The 21,631-nt window shown below is 69.5% G+C and carries 20 protein-coding genes; 8 read left to right on the forward strand and 12 right to left on the reverse strand.

The window, feature by feature from the left end:
* Positions 1 to 28: 28 nt before the first annotated feature.
* Both AC6LJ9_RS19210 and AC6LJ9_RS19215 read right to left on the reverse strand, forming a co-directional pair.
* Complete coding sequence (locus tag AC6LJ9_RS19210; RefSeq protein ID WP_498148800.1) at positions 29 to 442, reverse strand: hypothetical protein; 414 nt, start codon at positions 440 to 442, stop codon at positions 29 to 31.
* A 52-nt stretch (positions 443 to 494) separates the two neighbouring features.
* Positions 495 to 1,484 (reverse strand): zinc-dependent alcohol dehydrogenase family protein, encoded by a 990-nt coding sequence (locus AC6LJ9_RS19215; protein WP_498148801.1) that lies wholly within the window; start codon positions 1,482 to 1,484, stop codon positions 495 to 497.
* Positions 1,485 to 1,588: 104 nt separating this feature from the next.
* Here AC6LJ9_RS19215 and AC6LJ9_RS19220 point away from each other — a divergent pair, with 104 nt between their 5' ends.
* From AC6LJ9_RS19220 to AC6LJ9_RS19230, 3 genes are read left to right on the forward strand one after another with little or no spacing between them, the layout of a single operon-like run.
* Complete coding sequence (locus AC6LJ9_RS19220) at positions 1,589 to 2,512, forward strand: LysR family transcriptional regulator (protein WP_498148802.1); 924 nt, start codon at positions 1,589 to 1,591, stop codon at positions 2,510 to 2,512.
* Between the two features lie 40 nt (positions 2,513 to 2,552).
* On the forward strand, positions 2,553 to 3,410 hold the full coding sequence (locus AC6LJ9_RS19225; protein WP_498148803.1) for a PA3715 family protein: 858 nt from the start codon (positions 2,553 to 2,555) through the stop codon (positions 3,408 to 3,410).
* 60 nt (positions 3,411 to 3,470) lie between these two features.
* Positions 3,471 to 4,334 carry a PA3715 family protein gene (locus AC6LJ9_RS19230; RefSeq protein ID WP_498148804.1) on the forward strand — a complete coding sequence of 288 codons (864 nt, stop codon included), beginning with the start codon at positions 3,471 to 3,473 and terminating at the stop codon, positions 4,332 to 4,334.
* Between the two features lie 49 nt (positions 4,335 to 4,383).
* Here the strand turns inward: AC6LJ9_RS19230 and AC6LJ9_RS19235 are convergent, their stop codons facing one another.
* Together AC6LJ9_RS19235 and AC6LJ9_RS19240 are read right to left on the reverse strand one after the other, a co-directional pair.
* Positions 4,384 to 6,618 carry a phosphocholine-specific phospholipase C gene (locus AC6LJ9_RS19235; protein WP_498148805.1) on the reverse strand — a complete coding sequence of 745 codons (2,235 nt, stop codon included), beginning with the start codon at positions 6,616 to 6,618 and terminating at the stop codon, positions 4,384 to 4,386.
* A 337-nt stretch (positions 6,619 to 6,955) separates the two neighbouring features.
* The gene (locus AC6LJ9_RS19240) at positions 6,956 to 7,882 is read right to left on the reverse strand and encodes a LysR family transcriptional regulator (RefSeq protein ID WP_498148806.1); all 927 of its coding nucleotides are present in this window, start codon (positions 7,880 to 7,882) and stop codon (positions 6,956 to 6,958) included.
* A gap of 139 nt (positions 7,883 to 8,021) precedes the next feature.
* Here AC6LJ9_RS19240 and pcp point away from each other — a divergent pair, with 139 nt between their 5' ends.
* The gene (gene pcp / locus AC6LJ9_RS19245; RefSeq protein WP_498148807.1) at positions 8,022 to 8,669 is read left to right on the forward strand and encodes a pyroglutamyl-peptidase I; all 648 of its coding nucleotides are present in this window, start codon (positions 8,022 to 8,024) and stop codon (positions 8,667 to 8,669) included.
* Positions 8,670 to 8,679: 10 nt separating this feature from the next.
* Complete coding sequence (locus AC6LJ9_RS19250) at positions 8,680 to 9,573, forward strand: alpha/beta fold hydrolase (RefSeq protein ID WP_498148808.1); 894 nt, start codon at positions 8,680 to 8,682, stop codon at positions 9,571 to 9,573.
* Positions 9,574 to 9,675: 102 nt separating this feature from the next.
* Here AC6LJ9_RS19250 and AC6LJ9_RS19255 read toward each other — a convergent pair whose 3' ends face one another.
* The 3 genes from AC6LJ9_RS19255 to AC6LJ9_RS19265 all read right to left on the reverse strand — a co-directional run bounded on the left by AC6LJ9_RS19255 (position 9,676) and on the right by AC6LJ9_RS19265 (position 13,862).
* Positions 9,676 to 11,772, reverse strand: coding sequence for a PhoX family protein (locus AC6LJ9_RS19255; protein ID WP_498148809.1), 2,097 nt, complete (start codon positions 11,770 to 11,772; stop codon positions 9,676 to 9,678).
* A gap of 119 nt (positions 11,773 to 11,891) precedes the next feature.
* The gene (locus tag AC6LJ9_RS19260; RefSeq protein ID WP_498148810.1) at positions 11,892 to 12,863 is read right to left on the reverse strand and encodes a bifunctional helix-turn-helix transcriptional regulator/GNAT family N-acetyltransferase; all 972 of its coding nucleotides are present in this window, start codon (positions 12,861 to 12,863) and stop codon (positions 11,892 to 11,894) included.
* 111 nt (positions 12,864 to 12,974) lie between these two features.
* Positions 12,975 to 13,862 (reverse strand): LysR family transcriptional regulator, encoded by an 888-nt coding sequence (locus AC6LJ9_RS19265; RefSeq protein ID WP_498148811.1) that lies wholly within the window; start codon positions 13,860 to 13,862, stop codon positions 12,975 to 12,977.
* Positions 13,863 to 14,008: 146 nt separating this feature from the next.
* On the opposite strand from AC6LJ9_RS19265, the gene AC6LJ9_RS19270 reads away from it, so the two are divergent.
* The 3 genes from AC6LJ9_RS19270 (at position 14,009) to AC6LJ9_RS19280 (ending at position 17,394) form a co-directional block, all read left to right on the forward strand.
* Complete coding sequence (locus tag AC6LJ9_RS19270; RefSeq protein WP_498148812.1) at positions 14,009 to 15,199, forward strand: MFS transporter; 1,191 nt, start codon at positions 14,009 to 14,011, stop codon at positions 15,197 to 15,199.
* Positions 15,200 to 15,295: 96 nt separating this feature from the next.
* Positions 15,296 to 16,222 carry a sulfurtransferase gene (locus AC6LJ9_RS19275; RefSeq protein WP_498148813.1) on the forward strand — a complete coding sequence of 309 codons (927 nt, stop codon included), beginning with the start codon at positions 15,296 to 15,298 and terminating at the stop codon, positions 16,220 to 16,222.
* Positions 16,222 to 17,394: a YeeE/YedE family protein gene (locus tag AC6LJ9_RS19280; protein WP_498148814.1), complete on the forward strand. Its 1,173-nt coding sequence runs from the start codon at positions 16,222 to 16,224 to the stop codon at positions 17,392 to 17,394. The genes AC6LJ9_RS19275 and AC6LJ9_RS19280 overlap by 1 nt, the downstream gene beginning before the upstream one ends.
* On the opposite strand, the gene AC6LJ9_RS19285 is transcribed toward AC6LJ9_RS19280, so the two are convergent.
* The 5 genes from AC6LJ9_RS19285 to AC6LJ9_RS19305 all read right to left on the reverse strand — a co-directional run.
* Complete coding sequence (locus AC6LJ9_RS19285) at positions 17,387 to 17,878, reverse strand: GlcG/HbpS family heme-binding protein (RefSeq protein WP_498148815.1); 492 nt, start codon at positions 17,876 to 17,878, stop codon at positions 17,387 to 17,389. The genes AC6LJ9_RS19280 and AC6LJ9_RS19285 overlap by 8 nt on opposite strands.
* Positions 17,879 to 18,048: 170 nt before the next feature.
* Positions 18,049 to 18,795: a class I SAM-dependent methyltransferase gene (locus tag AC6LJ9_RS19290; RefSeq protein ID WP_498148816.1), complete on the reverse strand. Its 747-nt coding sequence runs from the start codon at positions 18,793 to 18,795 to the stop codon at positions 18,049 to 18,051.
* Positions 18,796 to 18,811: 16 nt separating this feature from the next.
* Positions 18,812 to 19,849, reverse strand: a complete 1,038-nt coding sequence (locus tag AC6LJ9_RS19295; protein WP_498148817.1) for a cytochrome P450 — start codon at positions 19,847 to 19,849, stop codon at positions 18,812 to 18,814.
* 582 nt (positions 19,850 to 20,431) lie between these two features.
* Entirely contained in the window at positions 20,432 to 21,073 is a 642-nt protein-coding gene (locus AC6LJ9_RS19300) for a response regulator transcription factor (RefSeq protein WP_498148818.1), read from the reverse strand.
* On the reverse strand, positions 21,070 to 21,631 hold a 562-nt coding region (locus AC6LJ9_RS19305), incomplete at its 5' end, for a sensor histidine kinase (RefSeq protein ID WP_498148819.1). The genes AC6LJ9_RS19300 and AC6LJ9_RS19305, both read right to left, overlap by 4 nt.

Below are 21,631 nucleotides of genomic sequence, written 5' to 3' on the forward strand. Positions count from 1 at the left end.
TGATGGACGCGACCGCGATGAGCCGGGATCAGACGAGACGTGTCCGCCGCGACGGCCGGGGCGACGGCGCCACGCCGATGCGCGGGTCGCGCGCCAGCGTCAGCGAGACCAGCTGTTGCGCGATGGCTTCGAACGCTTCGTCCTGCTGCGGGATGTACAGCCATTTCCCGAGCACGGCATGGGGTTGCAGGCGGGGAATGTCGCTGATCAGCGACGCATGATGCGCCTGGGACGTTCCGACCAGCAGCCCGTCCCAGGGCGCGTCGCGATCGGCCGCCACCAGGCAGAGCTGGCCGTCGAGGTAGGCGGCGTCACAGCCGAACATCTTCTTGAGCAGATAGCCGGGATCGCGCTCCAGCGGGTCGAAGACCCACAGCAGCGAGTTGGGACGCGGGGCGCGCTGTTTCCTGGGCGGGGCGAAGAGCGTGGGACGGCTGGGCATGGCGGGCGCGGCGGGGAACAATGGATGGGGCCAGTGTAAATCCCGCAGCCGGTCACACCGTCACGACGATCTTGCCGAACTGCTCATTCGACTCGAGATAGCGGTGCGCCGCCACGATGTCGTCGAACGCGAAGGTCCGGGCGATCACCGGCTTGAACGCGCCGGATGCCAGCCCATCCAGGATGAAGGCCTTGGCCGCCGCCAGGCGTCGCGGATCGCCGGTGATCTCGTGCACGAGATAGCCGCGCAGCGTCAGCCCCTTGCCCAGCACGGCGTGCAGTGGAAACGGCGTGGGCGCCGGGCTCAGGCCGCCGTACTCGATGAGGATGCCGCCGCGCGCCATCGCCGCCGTCAACGGTTCGAAGATCGGCCCGCCGATGGGATCCAGCACCACGCGCACGCCGGTCGCGCCCGAGATGTCCCGCAGCCGCGCCGCCAGGTCCTCCCCGGCGGTCGCCACGACATGGGCGGCGCCCGCCGCGAGCAGCGCCGCTGCCTTGGCGCGGGTCCGCGTGACGGCGATCGGGATCGCGCCGACGCGGTTGGCGATCTGGATCGCCGCCAGCCCGACGCTGCTGGACGCGGCCGTCACGACGACGAAGTCGCCCTGGCGCAGCCCGGCGACATCGACCAGCGCGCCGTAGGCGGTGAGGTAGGACATCCAGACGGCGGCGGCTTCCTTCCAGTCCAGCGACGGCGGATGCTTGACGACCAGCTCGGCCGGAAAAGTCGCCAGTTCGCCATAGGCCGGCCAGCGCACCATGGACCGCGGCGGCACGATGCTGACGGCATCGCCGGGCGCGAAGTCCGTGACGTTGGCGCCGACGGCCTCGACGATGCCGGCCGCCTCCAGCCCAAGTCCCGACGGAAAGACGGCTTGCTCGATGTAGGTCCCGGCCCGCAGCAGGGCCTCGGCCCGGTTCAGTCCCAGCGCCTTGACGCGGATCTGCACCTCGCCGCCGGCGGGGGGAACCGCCTCGGCTTGCTCGATGCGCAGGACCTCGGGTCCCCCATGCCGGTGAAAGCGGATAACGCGTGCCATATGCCCTCCATAAGGAACCAATTGATATGAATGAACTATAGGGGGACAATTTCCGCCGATAAATGGTCGATTCGGATCGATTCTGGAAACCAGGAGTTTTTAATATGGATCGCTTGACCAGCATGGCCGTGTTCGTGAAGGCCGTGGACCTGGGATCGTTCGCGGCGGTGGCAGACGAGCTGGGCCTGTCCGGACCGATGGTCGGCAAGCACATCCACGGGCTGGAGCAACGCCTGGGTGTGCGCCTGCTCAACCGCACGACGCGCCGCCAGAGCCTGACGGATTTCGGGCGCGCCTATTACGAGCGCTGCAAGATCGTGATCGCCGAGGCGGAAGCGGCCGACGCGCTGGCCGAGGACCAGCTGGCGCAGCCGCGCGGCAAGCTGCGCGTCGCCTTGCCTGTGCATTTCGGCAGGCACTGCGTGGCCCCGGTGCTGCTGGGGCTGGCGCGGGACTACCCGGCGCTGGAGCTGGATCTGTCGTTCAGCGACCGGTTTGTCGACCTGGCGGAAGGCGACTACGACATCGCCATCCGCACCGGCGCGCTGGAGGACAAGGCGGGCGTGGCGGCGCGCCGCATCGCGCGCCAGCCGATGATCGTCTGCGCGTCGCCGGCCTATCTCAAGACCCACGGGCGGCCGGCGGATATCGATGCGCTGGCCTCGCACCAGGCTGTCCTGTACCGACGGTCGGGCCGCGCCCGGCCATGGCTGTTCCCGCGCGACGGCCAGGCGCCGCGGGAGTTCATGCCGCGAAGCCGGATCCGGATGGACGACCTCGACGCCATTGCCGATGCCGCGACGCTCGGCATGGGCATCGCATGGCTGCCGCACTGGCTGGTCGGCGAGCGCCTCCGGACCGGGGAGCTGGAGTGGCTGCTGCCGGCGCAGGCGCCGTTTCTCTACGATGCCCATGCGCTGTGGCTGCAGGCGGCGCATCTGCCGCGCAAGGTCCGCATCGCGGTCGATGCCTTGGCGCAGGCGCTGCCGGGATTGATGGCCCTGCCCGAGATCGAAGCGGGCAGCTGAAGCGATACACTCGGGGTCCCACATTCACGGATTTCCGACCATGGCCTTGATACCCCGCTGCCTGTCCGCCATTGCCCTGTCCGCCCTGTCGGCGGCGGGCACCGCGCATGCCGCGCCCGCGGCTTGCCCCGAGGCAGCCGGCATCGTGGCCGCGGCCTACCAGGACGCCTCGGCGCCGGACAAGCTGGGCCGCGTCCGCCTGAGCGGCAGCGGCGACGTCATCGCCTTGCAGAGCGGGAATCGCAGCAATCCTTTCGCGGTCACCTGCAAGGCCTGGCCGGCCAAGCCCGAGCTGCTGCTGGCCGCCGTGCCGGTGATGCGCGACCTCTCCGGCGCGAAGGCGGCCGATGGCCACGACGGCGACCTGGACGTGCTGGTGCTTGAGCGCGCCACCTTGCAGCCCTTGCGCAAGCGCCGGCTGCCCGGCCTGATGAAGGATGACGCCGTGCGCCTGACCGGCGTCGTGTTCGACACGGCGCACTACGATCTGGCGCAGGACGAGCGGGCGTTCGGCATCCGCGTCACGCGCAGCGCCTCGTCCACCGGCAGCATGCAGGGCGAGACCAGCCTGCGGCTGTTCGTGATGAGCGAGCATGAGCTGCATGTGGTGATGGACGGCCTGGTCGTCAGCCGACTGCAAGGCACGTGGGAGAACGAGTGCGACAGCCGCGAGCAAAAGCGCGACGTGACGCTGTCCGTCGACGCCGCCAAGAGCGCGGGCTACCGGAATCTTGTCGCCACGGACACGCGCGTATCGCGCGTCTACGCGCAGCAGGGCGCCAAGTGCGTGGATCGGGTGACGGACAAGAATGCGACGCGCCACACGCTGGCCTTCGACGGCAAGACCTATTCGATTCCCGAGGCGCTGCGCGCGTCGGACCGGCGTCTGGGTAACTGAACCGTGTTCCACGCAGGCCGTCTCTTCCCACGTCGTGCCGCCGCCTGTTCCGGATCGGCCATGCGCCTTGTGCGTCCCCTGGCCGCCGCGCTTTGCCTTGGCGCGCTCTCGACCTTGTTTGCCGGGGCCGCGCAAGCCGCGCCCGATGCCTGCCCGGACGACGCCGACATCGTCCGCGCCCTCTATCCCGGCGTTCAGGCGGCCGATGCGCGCGGCCGCGCGCATGTGCCCGGCGCGAACGCCGTCATCCTGGTCGGCAACGTGGCGGCGGGCGATCCCTTCGGGCTGACCTGCAAGGCCTGGCCGGCCAATCCGGACCTGCTGCTGGTGGCGGTGCCGCTGATGCGCGACCAGTCGGAGGCCGAGGCCGCCGACGGCCACGAGGGCGACCTGGACGTGCTGGTGCTGGAACGCGCCACGCTCAAACCGCTGCGCCAGCGCCGGCTGAAGGGGCTGATGATGGACGACGCGGTGGCCCTGACCAGCCTGACGTTCGATACCGCCCGCTATGACCTGATGCCGGACCGGCGCGCCTTCGGCATCCGGATCTCGCGCGCCGCCGGCTCGCGCGTCAGCCTGTATGGGGAATCCAGCCTGCGGTTGTTCGTGATGGGCGAGCGGGAACTGGAGATGGTGCTGGACGGGATGGTGGTCAGCGGGACCAGCGGCGACTGGGACACCCGCTGCGCCGGCGATGTCGAGGAGCGCAAGGTGACGGTGGGCCTGGGCAGCGGCAGCAGCCAGGGCTATCGCGACCTGTCGCTGACCGAGTCGCGCGAGCGGCGCCTGTTCGAAACCCAGGGCGACGATTGCGGCGAGCGGACCGTCGGCAAGGACAAGATCCGGCACACGCTCAGGTTCGAGGGCAAGGGCTATGTGATACCCGAGGCGCTGCGGTCCATGGACCGCGCCTTCGTGGAGTAGCGGCGGCCGCGGGCCCGGACATGGTCCGGCGGCCCGCGCCGGGCGCGCCTTACCGGGCCAGCCCCATTGCCGGATCACTCACCGTGTGGGCGCCTGTTTCCAGGCGGCCCGCGAAACGCCGCTGGAAGGCCGGATCGCTGGTGCATGTCACGCTGAAGTCATACCAGAAGCCATGGTTCTTCAGCGGCCAATGCCGCGTTTCCGTGGCCTTGCCCGCTACCGGGACCTGCCAGGGGCCGTCCTGCTGATAGGCCTTGGGCGTCACGGTGAAGACGCAGGCGGCGTCGCCTGCATTCATCAGTTCGGCATACACCTCCCCATTGGCGAGGTCGTAGCACACGCGTATCTCCGGCAGCGAGCCGCTGGCGGCGATGCGCTGGGTGTCGCCCGTGAAGTGACGGTGGTACCCGTTGGGCCCCAACACCCACAGGTCGTACTTGCCCTGGTTGTCCAGCATGGCGTTCCAGGTATCGCCCAGGGTCTTGCCGGCTTCCACGACGTAGCGCCGGGGCAGGCGATCCAGCTGGTGGCGATCGTAGACATGGAACACCGCGCCTTGCGCGCCGGTGTTGGCGAAGATCAGTTCGACGGTGCCGCCGGCGGTGCAGCGCGCGCTGGCGTGCAGCTCGTAGGGCAGGGCGCGGGAGGGGCGCGTGCCGCTGGTTTGCAGGGGCATTGCGAGGTCCACCGGCATGGGCACGGCCGGCAGGGCCTCCTGGGCCTTGCGCAATTGGTCGGCTCCGTCGCGCGTGATGCGTCCGCCCAGCGTGGGTAGCGTTTCGTTGTTGGGCGTCTTGAAATTGAAGGCGCTGGTCAGGTCGCCGCAGACGGCGCGTCGCATCGGGCTGATGTTGGGTTCCGCCACGCCGAAGCGGGCTTCCAGGAAGCGCAGCACCGAGGTGTGATCGAAAACCTGGGAATTGACCCAGCCGCCTCGGCTCCATGGCGAGATGACGTACATGGGCACGCGCGGCCCGGGCCCGAAGACGCGACCGTCCGGAGAGGGCTGCTTGACGCTGCCGGCCGGCGCGCCCTGCGTGAAGTACTCATGCCGCATGTCGGCATCGCTCAGCGTGGATTTTCCGGCGTAGCCGCCGCCATCGGGCGAGGGCGCGGATGGCGACGGCACATGATCGAAGTAGCCGTCGTTCTCGTCGAAATTCACCAGCAGGACGGTCTTGCTCCACACCTCGGGCACGGCGGTCAGCGCGTCCAGCACCTCCTGGATGAACCAGGCGCCCTGCACGGGGCTGGACGGGTCGGGATGCTCGCAATAGATGGACGGTGCGTTGATCCAGCTGACCTGGGGCAGCTTGCCTTCGCGAATATCGCGCTTGAATGCGTCCAGGTAGTTCTCCGGGGCCGTGCCGGGCAGCGTGTTGGCGATGCCCTTGTACAGCGGATTGCCGGGGTTGTGGATCGCGGCGTCATAGGCGCGGTAGGGCAGGGCCTGGCCGGTATTCGCATACGGCACGCCGGGCTCGCCGCCGCTGGATACGGGGAAGCCGGAGGCGATGTTGGCGCGTCGGAATTGCTGGAATGCGCCCAGCATGTTGTCGCCCCATTCATCGGGCATGTTCTGGTATGAGATCCAGTTGACGCGCGCCGCTTCCAGCCGCTCTGCGTAGGTGGTCCAGGTATAGCCGATGCCGGCGGAGGCAGGCCGGCCGTCGATCCAGTCCCATTCGTTGTTGACGAAGGCGACGCCGGCCGCGGTCGGGCCGTTGGTGCCGGTCAGGTGGAAGGAACGGTTGGCGTCGGTGCCGGTATGCATGGCGCAGTGATACGCATCGCACAGCGTGAAGGCCTGGGCGAGCGCGAACTGGTAGGGGATCTCGGCTTCCTTGAAATAGCCCATCGAGGTATCGGTCTTGTGCCGCGCCCATTGGCTCATGCGCCCGTGGTCCCAGGCGCGCTGGCTGTCGTCCCACTGATGGGGCGTGCCATGGGCGCGCTGCGCGTTGTTGCCGCGGCCGTCCAGGTGGTAAGGCGTCAGCAGGGTGCCGTCGGCGCGGGCCTGTTGCCAGACCTTGCGGCCGTTGGGCAGCGGAATGGTGAAGCGGTCGCCGAAGCCGCGCACGCCTTGCAGCGTGCCGAAGTAATGGTCGAAGGAACGATTCTCCTGCATCAGGATGACGACGTGCTCGACATCCTTGATGGTGCCGGTGGCATTGTTGGCGGGGATGGCCAGCGCCCGGCGGATGCTGGGCGGGAACGCGGCCAGCGCGGCGGCGGCGAAGCCGGCGCCCGTGGCGGTCTGCAGAAAGTGACGGCGTGAGTTCATTGTTCGCTTGGCGTGTCGTGGGCGGAAAGGCGCGCTCAAGGGGCGCAACGCAATTGGGGAGCGGGAGGTTGCGGCGGTTCGACGGGGGGCTTGTCATCGGGCGCATCGTCGCCGCCGCAGGCGGCAAGCGTCGCGGCCAGGAACAATGCGGCGGCAAGGGTTCTGGCCGGGCGGGTCAAGGGCATGGGGCGGTCCTGCTGAGGGTCTAGGGAGACGCGCTTGCCGTGGCTGGCCGGCAAGGCTCAAGCAGTCTAGGAACGCGAGGTGACAGCGCGGTGAATCGCGATGGCAGGGGTCGTCATAATGGCATCGAGATGTGTCGGAGCCGCGGGCCGCGTCAGCCGTCGATGTCGCGGGCAGCCTGGAGGACCAGCGCTTGCAGCCAGGCCAGGGCGGCGTCCGAGGGCGCGCGGCGGCTGCTGATCATGTCGATGCTGAACGGGCCGGGGTCGATCTCGGCGGGCAGGTCGCGCAGGCTCAGGCCCTTGCCCGACCATTGCAGCGCCACGCGCCGCGCCAGCGTGGCAATCAGGTCCGTGCCTTGCACCGCATGCGGCAGGGCGACGATATGGGCGAAGGTGCAGGCCACTCGCCGGCGTTGTCCCAGCCGCGCCAGCGCCGCATCCACCACGCCCCGCGCGGAACCGTCGTCGCTGGGCGTGAACAGGGCGTGGGGCAGCGCGGCATAGCGCGTCAGATCGAGCTTGCGACCGCGCAGCTCGGGATGGTTCCGGTCTGCGATGCAGATAAAGCGTTCTTCATAGAGCGGGGTCACGCGCATGCGCTTGGGCGGCGACAGATGGCCGCCGATGGCAAGATCCACGCTGCCCTTGTCCAGCTGTTCGTGGATGGCGGCGCGGTCCAGCCGCGCGACGCGCAGGTCGATGGACGGGGCTTCGCGCCGCAGCCTGGCCACGATGCGCGGCACGATCACGACATCGGCATAGTCGCTGGCCGCGATGGTATAGCGGCGGCCTTGCGCCCTGGCCGGATCAAAGGGCGCGCCCTGCGCCAGCGCCTGCCGGATCTGGTCCAGCGCCGCGCTGACGGCGGGCATCAGCGCGTCGGCCTTGGGCGTGGGCTGCATGCCCTCGGCCGTGCGCAGGAACAGCTCGTCCTGGAACAGCCGCCGCAGCCGCCCCAGCGCGCTGCTCACGGAAGGCTGGGCGCGATGGATGCGCTGGCCGGCCAGCGTGACGTTGCGGGTGTCGTACAGGGCCTCGAAGGCGACCAGCAGGTTCAGGTCTATGGCGGCGAGATTCATGCCATCAATATTACGAATACTGAATATCGATTTCAACAATTCGGTAGGACGGGCATAGGATGACATGGCTGCGCGCCGGACCGCTGGCTGGACCGGCGCGGCACTGTCTACCTACTCATTCCGCTTTCAGGACCACGCCATGCCCACCGTGCTGCTCACCGGTATCGAACCCTTCGACGGGGAAACCATCAACCCTTCCTGGGAGGCGGCTCGCCGGCTCGACGGCGCCGTCATCGGCGGCGCCACGGTGGCGGCGCGCCAGCTGCCCTGCGTGTTGAGCGAGGTGCTGGACAGGCTGCACAGCGCGCTGGAAGAGACGCGGCCGGACCTGGTGGTGTGCCTGGGGCAGGCCAGCGGCCGGCCCGACGTATCGGTCGAGCGGGTGGCCATCAACCTGGTGGACGCGCGCATTCCCGACAATGCCGGCCGCCAGCCCATCGACGAGCCGGTGATCGCAGGCGGTCCGGGCGCGTACTTCTCGACGCTGCCGGTCAAGGCCATCGTGCACGCGCTGCGCCAGGCCGGCGTGCCGGCCTCGGCCTCGCTGACGGCGGGCACCTACAACTGCAACGCCATCTTCTACGGCCTGTCGCACTACATCGCCACCCGGCGGCCCGAGCTGCGCGGCGGCTTCGTGCACGTGCCGTACCTGCCGGAAATGGCGGCGGCCCATCCCGGCCAGCCCAGCATGGCGCTGGACACGCTGGTGGCTGGCGTGCGGCTGCTGATCGCCACCGCGCTGGAGGTGCGCACCGACATCCGCGTCGTCGGCGGCGCGGTCAACTGAAGGGGGCGCGATGAGCAAGGGATACGCGGACGCGGCTGCGTTCGAGCTGGACGGCGCGCCATTCCGTCACGCGCGGGTCGAGGTCGACGGGCTGGGCTATCACGTGGTGGAGGGCGGCGAGGGTCCGGCGCTGATCCTGCTGGCCGGTTTTCCGCAGAGCTGGTATGCGTGGCGCCGGGTGATGCCGCTGCTGGCGCCGCACTTGCGCGTATACGCGGTGGACCTGCCGGGCCAGGGCGATTCCGACAAGCCGCTGGACGGCTATGACACGCGCACCGCCGGCGAGCGGCTGCGCGCCCTGTTCCACACGCTGGGGCTCACGCGCTATGCGTTGGCCGGCCACGATATCGGCGCCTGGATCGCCTATCCGTATGCCGCGCGCCATGCCGACGAGGTGGAAAGGGTGGTGCTGCTGGACGCCAACATTCCCGGCGTGACGCTCAAGCCCGCCATCGAGCTGGGGCCGGACAACTGGAAGAGCTGGCACTTCCTGTTCAACTCGGTGCCGGACCTGCCCGAGGCGCTGCTGCAGGGGCGCGAGCGCATCCTGATCGAGTGGTTCTTCAGCCGCAAGACGGCCAACAAGCCCGGCGTGTTCAGCGCCGCCGACATCGACGAGTACGAACGCGTCTACCAGACGCTGGGCGGCCTGCGCGGCATGCTGGGCTACTACCGGGCGGCGCACCAGGACGCCTTGCAGAACCGCGAGCTGCGCGACGCGCCATTGACGGTGCCGGTGCTGGCGCTGGGCGGCGACCGGGGCAGCGCGCCCAATCTGTACGAGGCGCTGAAACCGCTGGCGCGCGACCTGCAGGGCGGGGTGCTGAGCGACTGCGGCCATTACATACCGGAAGAACAGCCGCGCGAGCTGGCGCGCAGGATGCTGGCGTTCCTGCGGGGATAGCGCAGCGCCCGGGGCGTCGCGATCGGCGCCAGGCGGAATGCGCGAACAAAAACGCCGGAGCTTGCGCTCCGGCGTTCTCGTTGGATCAACCGCGATCCAGGCTCAGCTGCCCACCGCCGTGCCGTCCTGCTTCCAGATCACCACCGTGGCCGGGCGCGGGCGGGTGGCGCTGGCGCCGTCCGGCCACTTCGAGGCCATGATGGGATTGTTCTGCGCATCCGTCACGCTCGGGCCTTCGCCGGGGTGCTGGATATTGATGAACAGGTACTTCAGGTCGGGCGTCCAGGTCAGGCCCGTCACTTCGCAGCCGACCGGGCCGGTCATGAAGCGGCGGATTTCCTTGCTGCTCGTGTTGGCGACCAGCATCTGGTTGTTGCCCTGGCCGGCGTAGGCGCCGGTGTTGGAGTAGTTGCCGTCGGTCTCGATCCACAGCAGGCCGCGCTTGTCGAAGGCCAGGCCGTCGGGGCTGTTGAAGGTGTTCTCGGCGGTGACGTTGGCCGAGCCGCTGCGCAGGTCGCTGCGTGGGTACAGCGTGGGGTTGCCGGCCAGCACGAAGATGTCCCATTCGAAGCTCAGGGACGCCGGGTCGCCGCTCTTCTCGCGCCAGCGCACGATCTGGCCGTAGACGTTGTTGTCGCGCGGGTTGGCGTCGTTCTTGCCGGGATGCTTGGTGCCGGGGTAACGGTCGTTGCCGCTGCCGCGCGAGCTGTTGTTGGTCAGCGTGACGTAGGCCTCGCGCGTCACCGGGTGGGTGGTGATCCACTCGGGGCGGTCCATCGGCGTCGCGCCCACGGCGTCGGCCGCCTGGCGGGTCTTGACCAGCAGTTCGCCCATGTCCTGGTTGAACAGCGCGCCCAGCGTGCCGCCGGCCAGCGCCGGGGTGTCGAGCTTGAGCGGGATCCACTCGCCCACGCCCATGGCGTCGCCCTGCGCGGCGCCGTCCAGGAAGCGCGCGACGTACAGCGTGCCCTTGTCCAGCAGCAGGCGGTTCAGCGCCGGGCGGGCCGGGTCGTACTTGCCGTCGGAGACGAACTTGTAGATGTACTCGCTGGCCTGGTCGTCGCCCATGTACACCACGACGCGCTTGTCGTCGGCCAGCGTCATCGCAGCGTTCTCATGCTTGAAGCGGCCCAGCGCGGTCAGCTTCTTGGGCGTGGAGTTCGGATCGAACGGGTCGATCTCCACGATCCAGCCGCAGCGGTTGTATTCGTTGGGCTCGATCGACCAGTTGAAGCGATCGTCGAAGTAGTCCCAGCGGTACGAGCTGCTGGAGGTCTTGCCCGTGCCCTTGTAGCGCTCCATGTGGCGCTGATACTCGGTGTCGGGGTAGTTCACCGAGGCGGGCGCGGCGGTGCTGATGCCGAAGTAGTCGGTGAAGTTCTCTTCACAGGTGAGGTAGGTGTTCCACAGCGTGTAGCCGTTGCCGCAGTTGCCGAAGGTGCCGAAGCAGCGCGTGCCGGACGGGTCCGCGTTGGTCTTGACCAGGCGGCTGCCGGCGGCGGGGCCGACCAGCTGCATGGCGACGTTGGCGTTGACGCTGCGGTTGAACGGCGAATCCAGCACCGGTTCCCACTTGCCGTTGTTCAGGCGGATGTGCAGCACCGACACGCCGTGCGCGTGCTGCGACTTGCGCACCCAGTCCAGGTTCCACTGGGCGTTGCCCGGGACCACGCCCACGGGGTAGAAGTACTCCGGCGTGGTGTATTCGTGGTTGGTGACCATCAGGCCTTCGACGCTGCTGCCCGTGGCGCTGTCGGTGCCGTCGATGGGGAAGAAGTGCATGCCGTCGTGGTTGTAGCCGATCTGGCGGGCCTGGTCGGCGCCGCCGTTGCTGGCGTCGGCCTTGAAGGCGGGCGCGCCGGCGAACAGCGGATCGCCCCAGCGGTTGAGCACGGCGTACTGATAGCCCTCGGGCACCACGACGGTGTCGGCCGTGCTCATGGGCACGGCCTTGAAATTCAGGTCGACCGGCTTGGGCTGCTCAGGCGTGGGCTTGCCCGGCGTGGTGGGCTTGGCGGGGGAGTCATCGTCGTCATCGCTGCCACAGGCGGTCAGGCCCGCGCCCATGAAGCCGACCGCGCCGGCGCCCAGGCCCGCTTTCAGGAAGCCGCGGCGCGACAGCACGCGGCTCACCACGTCGTTGAAATGGGGTGCGGTGGAAGTGTTGGACGGGATGTCGTCCAAATCCGGAGTGCTCATCAGTGTTCCCGTGATGTGTCATTCGTGCGACAGGCGCCCCCTCGGCGCCGCCTGCGAGCATCATCGTTTCGGAACATTGCCCCGGCATGACAGCGGGCTGAAAGCGCCGCGACAGCACACTAGGCGCCGGGCAGCGGCGCCGGGCGGATGAACTGCTGTTCCGTGACCGTCGAACCCCATTGCTCGCCGGCTTCCTCGCGCACCAGCTGGAAGCCGACGGATTCATACAGCTTGCGGGCCGCGTCCAGCCCCTTGAAGGTCCAGAGCCGGGTGGCGGCGAAGCCGAGGCGGTCGCAGTAGGCCACGGCCTCGGCCAGCAGCTGGCGGCCCACGCCGCTGCCGCGACAGCCGTCGTCCAGGATGAACCAGCGCAGGTGCGCGTGGTTGTTGCCCAGGTCCTGCCCGTCGATGGCGACCGAGCCGACGATGCGGTCGTTCAGCATCGCCAGCCAGACATGGTTGCCGGTCTGGTTGAGCCGTCCGGCGAACTCCGCCACGCCGGTCGCGACCTGGCTTTCGAAGAACTGGCCGAAGCCGGCGTGGCGCGCGTAGAACGCGGCGTGCATCTCGGTGACGCGGCCGATCATGCCGGGCTGGTAGCCGGCGCGGATCGTGACCGGATTGGACGCGCCGGGCCGGAAGGCCTCGTCGTTTTCGCGGCAGGCCTGCAAGGCCTGGGCATAGGCGCCCAGGCCCAGGGCCACGGCCTGGCGCTGCGAGGGGTTGAGCCGCGCCATCGCCGTGTTGACCTGCATCCGGCCATAGGCATGGATCTGGTCCACCTTGCGCTTGCCATCCCGGGTCAGCGACAGCTGCTTGACGCGGGCGTCGTCGCCGGCCACGGCTTCCTCCAGTTCGCCCGCCTCGATCAGCTTGGCCAGCATGCGGCTGATGCTGGACTTGTCCAGGCCCAGGAAAGGCGCGAGCTGCGCCGCCGTCATGGCGCCGCGCGCGTCGATCTCCAGCAGCGTGTGCACCGCCGAGGCGGAATGGCCGCTGGCCGCCAGCGTGGACTGCATGAAGCCGAGTTCGCGGACCATGCTGCGGGACGCGGCGCGGATGTCTTCGACGAGGGATGGGTCGGTGCTCATGGCAGCTCCATGGTGGGGCGGTGCAGGATTGGTTGTATCATACAACTAATATTCCAGCCGCGTCCAGCGTCGTGCAATGGCAAGGGGCCGCCCGAAGCCGGCGGCCGGTCTTCAGGCGGAATCGAACTGGCGCAGGATGGCGTCGCGCGCGTGGACAGTGCGCGGATTGCGCATCGCGCCCTTGTTCCAGGCCAGGTACAGATCATTGCGCTGCGCGGCCGCGCGGCGCGGGGCCAGGGCGGCCAGGCGGCCGGCCTTGAGGGCTGGCGCGCACAGATAGTCGGGTAGGACGGACCAGCCGTGGCCCGTGATCACCAGGTCCTGGATGATGCGCAGGTCCGGGATGGTCATGGCCGCCTGCAAGGCGGGGGGCAGGCGGAACATCGCGTTCCAGACAGGCCGCACCAGGGGCAGGTCCTCGTCGTAGGCGATGAGGGGCAGCGATGCCAGTCCGGCGGCCAGGTCGCGCTTGTCCAGGCTGGCCGCCAGCGCGGGCGCGAGCACGAGCTGGAACCGCTCGGTGAGCAGTCTGGCGTAGCCATGCGCGCGCTCGTCAGGCAGGGACGCGGTGACGGCCAGGTCGGCGCTGGCGTCGCCGAGCAGGCCGTAGATGCGTTCGCGGTTGCCGGTGTGCACGCGGATCCGCAGGCCCTGCGCCATGAGCGGCGCCAGTCCGTCGGCCAGCCGCGCGGCGATGAAGTCGGCGGGGCCGGCGATGTGCAGCGTGCCGGACAGGTCGCCGCCCAGCTTGTAGCTGGCCAGGCGGGCCTGCAAGCCGTCGAGCATGGGGCCGACGGCGCGCGCCAGTTCATGGGCGGCGTCGGTGGGTGTGACGCCGCGCGCGCGCCGCAGGAACAGCGGCTTGCCGACGAAGGCTTCCAGCGCCTGGATGTGCAGGGACGCTGCCGGCTGGGTCATGCCCAGGCGTTCGGCGGCCCGCGAGAAGGACGAAAGCCGATAGGCCTCGATGAAGGTATGCAGATGATCCAGGTGGCTCATGGCGTCCTGCCGCCGGGCGGCGCGTGGTGGCCCCAGCCATAAGAAAAATTAGCCTGAGGGCATGAAATCATCATTTTATCTATCGATGGCGCTTGCCTAGAGTGTGTGCTTGCCTTGATTCACGCTTCACACATAGAGAGTCCGTCATGCCGTTCGTGGTTTATCTTTTCGCGCTCAGCGCATTCGCGCTGGGCCTGGCCGAGTTCGTGCCGATCGGGTTGGCGCATGCCATTGCCCAGGGGCTGGATGCCGGCGTCGGGCAGGCGGGCAGCGCCGTGACGTTGTATGCGCTGGGCGCGACCTTCGCGGCGCCGGTGTTGAGCGCCGTGACGGCCGCCTGGCCGCGCGGGCGGGTGGTGCTGGCCGCGATGCTGGCCTTTGCGGCGGGCAGCCTGGCGGCCGCGCTGGCCCCCGACCTGGCGTCCATGCAGGCGGCGCGTTTCGTCGCCGGCATGGGACATGGCCTGTTTCTCGCCGTCGCGTCCGCCGCCGCCGCGCAACTGGCGGGAGAGGCCAGGGCCGGCCGTGCCGTGGCCGTCGTGTTCGCGGGCTTCACGGCCGCGATGGCGATCGGCGTGCCGGTCGGCGCCTATATCGGCGAGACGATCTCCTGGCGGCTCGTGCTGGCGGCGATTGCCGCTTGCGGCGGCGTGGGATGCGCTGGGCTGTTGTGGGGCATGAAGGCGCTGCCCATCGGGGGGGCGGCGCGCGGCGCGGCGTCGGCGGGGCAGGCATTGAAGACGCTGCTGCATCCGGCCTTGCTGGCCGCCTCGGCTGTGACGGTGCTGGCCTATGCGGGATCGTTCTCGGCTTATACGTACATCGCGCCGCTCCTGCTGGACACGACGGGCGTCGATGTCCGCGCCGTGGGGATGTACATGCTGGCCTACGGGCTGTTCGCCGCGATCGGCAACGCGCTGGGCGGCAGGTTGACCGACAGCCTCGGCGTGCAGCGCGCCAGCGTGGCGATCGTGACGGGCATCGGCGCGGCGGCCCTGGGCATGTGGGCGGGCGCGCGCTCGCCGGTGGCGATGGGCGTGGCGGTCGCCGCGCTGGGCTTGTTCACCTATGCGGCGGTACCCGCGCTGCAGGCCCGGCTGATGGGCATCGCCAGGCTGCGCGCGCCGCAGGCGCAGGGTGTGGCCGCCGGGCTGAACATCGCGGGCTTCAATTCCGGCATTGCGCTGGGCGCCTGGGCGGGCGGCCTCGCGCTGGGCGCGGTGGGCGTGGCGCAGGTGGGGTTGGCTGGCGGACTGCTCGCGCTGCTGGGGCTGGCGCTGCTGCTGTGGCAGGCCCGCTCGCCCGCTGTCGTTGCTGACAACCTGCTGAACAGGTAATCAGGATATGAAAACTCTGTCGTTCGCGCGCGCCCGCGCCGCCGATATCGTCGCGGTTCGAGAGGGAAGCCTTCCCGACATGACAAGGAGAACCCGATGTCCCTACGCAATCTGCTGGCCGGCGCGTTCGCGGCGCTGACCCTGGCGGCCGCCGCGCCCGCGACGGCGCAACACGCCAAGTTCCTGGTCAGCACCGACTGGCTGGAACAGAACCTGAAGAACCCCAAGGTGCGCGTGGTCGAGGTCAGCGTGAACCCCGGCCTGTACGAGCGCGGCCATATCCCGGGCGCGGCCAACGTCAGCTGGCATACCGACCTGGTCGACACCGTCAGCCGCGACATCGCGCCGCCCGCGCAGTTCCAGGGGCTGCTGGCGCGCGCCGGCATCGACACCGACACCACCACCATCCTGTACGGCGACAACAACAACTGGTTCGCGGCCTGGGGCGCCTGGGTGTTCGACATCTACGGCATCCAGAACGTGAAGCTGCTGGACGGCGGTCGCAAGAAATGGGAGGCCGAGGGCCGGCCGCTGGCCAACAGCGCCACCGTGCACGCGCCCGGCAACGCCCGCGTCAAGGACGCCAACCCGGCGCTGCGCGCGCGGCTGCAGGACGTGCTGGCCGTGGCGCGCAAGGAAAAGCCCGGCGTGCTGGTCGATATCCGCTCGGCCGACGAATACAACGGCAAGATCTTCGCGCCCAACGGCGTGCCCGAGCTGGCGGTGCGCGCCGGCCATGTGCCGGGCGCGGTCAACGTGACCTGGAGCAAGCTGGTGGCCGAGGACGGCACCTTCAAGTCCGCCGAGGAACTGAAGGCCATCTACCAGGCCGCCGGCGTGGACGGCAGCAAGCCGGTCATCACCTACTGCCGCATCGGCGAGCGCTCCAGCCATTCCTGGTTCGCGCTGAGCAAGCTGCTGGGCTACGAGACGCGCAACTATGACGGCTCGTGGACCGAGTACGGCAACAGCGTGGGCTCGCCCATCAGCAACCCGGCTGGCACGGTCTGGGGCAAGACCTGATGCGCGCAGGCCTGGCGGCGGCCGCCGGCGTGCTGGCGGCCGTCTTGTTGTGGGCATCCTGGCTGTCGGGCCTGCCCGAGGTCGGGCGGGCGCTGTCGCTGTCGGCGCTGCTGGGCGCGGCCTTCGGCGTGGTGTTGCAGCGCTCGCGTTTCTGCTTCTATTGCATCGCGCGCGATTTCATCCAGCGGCGCGAGGCCTCGGGGCTGTACGCGGTGCTGATCGCGCTGGCCGCCGGCACGCTGGGCTATCACGCGGTGTTCGGCGCCTTCCTGCCGGCGCCGGGCGCCGATCGGCTGCCGCCGGGTGCGCATATCGGGCCGGTGAGCGTGGCGCTGGCGGTCGGGGCGTTTGTGTTCGGACTGGGCATGCGGATCTCGGGATCCTGCATCAGCGCGCATTTCTACCGCATCGGCGAGGGCGCGCTGGGCTCGCCCTTCGCGCTGCTGGGGGCGGCGGTCGGCTTCGCGCTGGGCTTTGCCTCGTGGAACACGCTGTACCTGTCGCTGATCCAGGCGGCGCCGGTGGTCTGGCTGCCGCGTCATCTGGGCTATGGCGGCTCGGCGCTGCTGCAATGCGCGGCGCTGGCGGGGCTGGCGTGGGGGATCGCGCGCCTGTCGCGGCCGGGCGTCGCCGCGCGCGATCCTGGCGACGCCACGGGCCATGTCTGGCAGGCCGCGCTGCGGCTGCGCTGGCCCGCCGCCGCCGGGGGACTGGCCGTGGCCTTCATCGCCGTGATCGCCTATCTGCGCGTCGCGCCGCTGGGCGTGACCGCCGAACTGGGCAGCCTGGCGCGCACGGCGGCCTTCGATGCCGGCTGGCTGCCGGCGCGGCTGGAAGGGCTGGACGGCTTCGCCGGCTGCGCTACGGCGGTCAAGCAGGCGCTGCTGTCGAACAATGGCGTGTTCGTGCTGTCGCTGGTGGCGGGCGCCTGGGCCGCCGCGCTGGCGGCGGGCGCGTTCAAGCCCAGGCTGCCGTCGGCGGCACAGATCGGCCGCAACTTCGCCGGCGGCGTGCTGATGGGCTGGGGCGGCATGACCGCGCTGGGTTGCACCGTGGGCACGTTGTTGTCGGGCGTGATGGCGGGGGCCTTGTCGGGGTGGGTCTTCGCGGCCTGCTGCTACGCGGGGATCTGGGTGGGATTGAAGCTGACCCCCGCGCGCGGTCTTACTTGAACAGCGCCGCGTTCTCGGCCAGCGCCGCGTCGGCGCAGTCCGCGTCCAGATGGCCGCCGGGCGCGCCTGCCACGCCGATGGCGCCGATCACGGCGGAGCCGGCCTTGACCGGCACGCCGCCGCCCAGCAGCAGGAAGCCGGGGATGTCCGTCAGGTTGGCGGCGCCGGGGTTCTTCTGCGCGTTTTCCATCATGGCCAGCGTGGGCGACTTGGCCGAGACCGAGGTGAACGCCTTGGCGCGGCTGGCCTCGACGGTGTGCGGGCCGGCGTTGTCGGCGCGCACGAAGGCCTTGAGCACGCCGGCGCGGTCGACGACCGCCGCGCTGACGTTGTAGCCCTTGGCCTGGCAGGCGGCGACGCTGGCCGTGGCCAGCTTCTGCGCGTCGGCGGTGGAGATATTGCTTTCGGTGAGCACGGCGGCCTGGGCCATGCCGGCGGCCAGGGTGGAGGCGAGGGCCAGCGCGGCGAGCGGGAATCGGGTCATGTCTGCGTCCTTTCTACGTTGTGTGATCAGGTGCGGACAGTGTGGCCAAAAGCGCCGCGCGCCGGTATACGCCCGACTACGCCCGGGCCTCCGTAGCGCTACGGAGGCAGGCCTGGCGCGGCAGGCGGATGGCCTGCCGTCGCCAGCGCGTCGAGGAGCGCGGGGCGTTCCTATCCGGCGCGGCATTCGTAGGTGCGGACGGCGTGCGTGGGGCCGGGCCGGGCTTGCGGCTCGACTTCCTGGCCCGACTCGTCGAACGCGCGCGCGATGCTGAAGCCGGCGCGCGCCAGCGCCTGCTGGAGCGCGGCGGAATCGAGGATACGCATGGACAGCATGCGCTCGGCCACCTTGGCGCCGTCCTTGTGGATCTCGAACACGCGATGGTTGACCCTGGTGGCGGGGTCGAACGTCGAGGCGCCGTAGATCTCGAAGGTCACGCCGGAAGCATCGGTCGCGCTGCCGACTTTTTGCCGCGCGTGATTCAACGCATCTATTGTCTCGGGCTCTCGCAGTCCGGTCTGGAACAGCGCGCGCGAGCGGGGGCCCATGTGCGCCTTGATGGAATCCAGCGCCGCGTACAGCGCCTCGTCCGTGCAGGCGTGCTGCAGCGCGTTGTCGACGGCCATGACCAGGTCGAACGGGCGCTCCAGCCGCAGCGTGCGCATATCGCCCTGGACAAAGCACAGGCCCGGCCTGTCGCCGTGCGCCTGCGTGGCCAGCGCCACCATCTCCGGCGAGGCGTCGACGCCCGTGACGTCGGCTCGTTGCGCCAGGCGAGCCGCCAGGTTGCCGCAGCCGCTGGCCAGCTCCAGGATGCTGGTTGCGTCGCCGGCGAGCCGGCACATGAAGGCGTGTTCGGCGTCATCCTGCGGCGTGAGCAGCTTGTACACGGAGGCGTCGGTGTAGATCGATTGCACAGTGGATTCTCCTGGTTCAGACGGCGACGACGTTCACGCGCGCCGGGCACAGCAGCGATTTCAAGGGGACTTGGACCGACGTCTGCCGGCTGTCAGTCCAGTGGTCCTGCATGGCGATCTGCCTGATGGTGTGCTCGGCCAGCATCAGGACCAGCTCGCGCGCCCAGCAGCGGTCGTGCGAATGGCCGAACGGCAGGTAGTGGTCGGAGGCTTCGGGATTGCTCACGCCCAGCCAGCGGTCCGGTTCATAGGCGTCGGCGTCGGGCCAGTGGCGGGGATCGCGCTGCGTGATCAGCGGAATGACCAGCACGTCGTCGGTCTCGCGGATGCGCGCGTCGACAGCGGTGAATTCCTGGCAGGCGTTGCGGTGGTACATCCAGGCGGGCGGCATCAACCGCAGCGTTTCGGTGATGCAGTCGCGCGCCCGTTCGCGCGCGTCGCGGGCGGATGCCAGCCATAGCGCGTTCGTCACCAGGCAGGCCACCGTGATGCACATGGAGCGGGCGGTGCGCCGGTACAGCGTCACGGCCCGGCGCCGTTCATGGGCGTCGGGCGCCTCGCTGACCAGCTGCGCCAGCGCCGAGGAATGGATGGGCGCGTAGCGATGCAGCAGCCGCGTCATCAACCGCGACGACAGGCCGTCCATCAGCGGCTTGAGCAAGCCGGTCCGGTTGGCGACGCGATGGGTGAGGGCGAAGATGGGCCAGGGGTCCGACGCGTACAGGCGCTTTTGCAGATAGATGTAGCCGGCGTCGGGCCAGCGCCCGGCCAGCCTGGGGCCCGGCTCGGGCGGGCTTTCGGCGACGCGCCGCGCGTCCTGCCCGACCGCGCGCATCACGGCCGAGAAGGTCGCCTTGGCGATCGGCTGGCCCAGGATGGGCTTGAAGACGATGCGCTCGAAATCGTACATGGGCCGCGCGGCCAGGATGGCTTTCGACAGAGGGCCGTCCGTCACGCCCACGGTCTGCTCGTCGATGCGGAATACGCCGCGCTGGCTGGGGTCGTCGAACAGCCGGCGTATTTCCTTGTGATAGTGGATCGTTCTATTGTCCATTTCGTACATCCGCGTGTAGACCGTCCCGGCTCGCGAGCGAGCGGGAATACAGTGCTGTCATGGCGGTCCGGATGGGCGCGGCATGACAGGAACGAGGCGCGACGAACCACGGCCAACGCCGCTCGGAGAGCGGTTGGCGGTCAGGAAGAGAGGGCTGGCGGAAAGGCGCTATCCCGCTGCCGGGCGTGGACGTGCGGCCAAAAAAGAACGCCGGGGCTTGAACCCCGGCGTTCTTTCTTCACGCTAGATAAGGTAAGGCCGCCAGGCGGCGGCCTTGAGCTTCGACGAACGGCTGAAACGCGAGAGCTGCTTCTTTATCGATTTGATCATAGCCTTCTCCGTTAAGTGTAGTAGTCGAGTCGTAGGGTGGGAGATGAAACGACAGCGGATGTACTGCACCGGTCACCGCCATTCATCGCCCGCGCAAAAGCTAGCATCAGGAATATTTTTGGGTCAAGCGGCATCGTGTTCAGAGCTGCGTAAGACAAAGCTTTGGGTGGGCGCGCGCTACGCGCGCCGCGCAGCATTGGCGCGGGCGGGCCGATGAACATTTTCTTTTCGCGGTTTTCGCGGTTCTCGTGGCTACAGGCCCTGATCCAGCAGCGATGCGTACTGGCGGATCAGCTGCGCCAGCGAGTCGGCTTCGAGCTTGGCGTAGACGTTGGCGCGATAGGTTTCCACCGTGCGCGGCGACAGCTCGAACTCGCGCGCGATTTCCTTGTTGCTCAGGCCCTGGACGATGCGCGCGGCCACGTCGCGCTCGCGTCCGGACAGGCGCGCCAGGCGGTCGCTGGCGGCTTGCGTCAGCGACAGTCGTTCGCGGCTGGATACGTGCGTGCGCACGGCGGCCTGCACCGCGTCCAGGAAGACATCGTCGTCCACCGGCTTTTGCAGGAACTCGATGGCGCCGCCCTTGAAGGCGCGGCGGCACAGGTCGACGTTGGCGTGGCCCGTCAGCATGATCACGGGCAGATCCGATTGCTCCGCCAGCCGTGACAGCACGTCCAGGCCGCCGATGCCCGGCATGCGGATGTCCAGCACCACGCAGCCGATGGCCTGGGGCGGCAATGCATCCAGGAAAGCAACGGGATCGCCGTGGCCGACGCTGCGCAGGCCGACGCTACGCAGCAGCAGGGCCAGCGCGTCGCGCACGGCGTCGTCGTCGTCGACCAGGTAGACCAGCGGGGATTGGGCGTGCGCGTGGGCGGGCGGGGAGGGGGTCATTGGCGGACTCCGGCGCGCGGCAGGCGCACCGTGAAACAGGCGCCGGCGGGGTGAAGGTTGCGCGCCTCGATGCGCGCGTCCATGGCGCCGGCCAGGGTCTCGCACAGCGCCAGGCCCAGGCCCATGCCTTGCGCGCGGGTGGTGTAGAACGGCTGGTACAGGCGCGGCAGCGCCTCGGGCGCGATGCCGGGGCCGTTGTCGCGCACGCTGAGCAGGTAGTGGTCGCCATCCACCGCGCCGCTCAGTTCGATCAGCCCCAGGCCGGCGGCGCCGGCGCGCATGCCGGCCAGCGCGTCGACGGCGTTCTGCACCAGGTTGTGCAGGATCTGTTCCAGCGCAACGCGGTCGCCCAGCGGGCGTTCGCCGGGGGCGTCGTTGCGCCACGCCAGGCGCACGCCCTGGCGCGCGAGCTCCTGCTCGCGCAGGAAGCGCAGCGAGTGCGCCAGCGCGTCGGGATCCAGCGCCTCGCGCGCGGCGGGCGCGCGGGGGGGGCCCCGCGCCCGCCCGCGGGGGGCGGGCGGCCTCTTGTATACACCTTCCCCCGCCCGCGCTAGTGAA

It is taken from the genome of Achromobacter sp. 1011811831 (genome assembly GCF_059760905.1).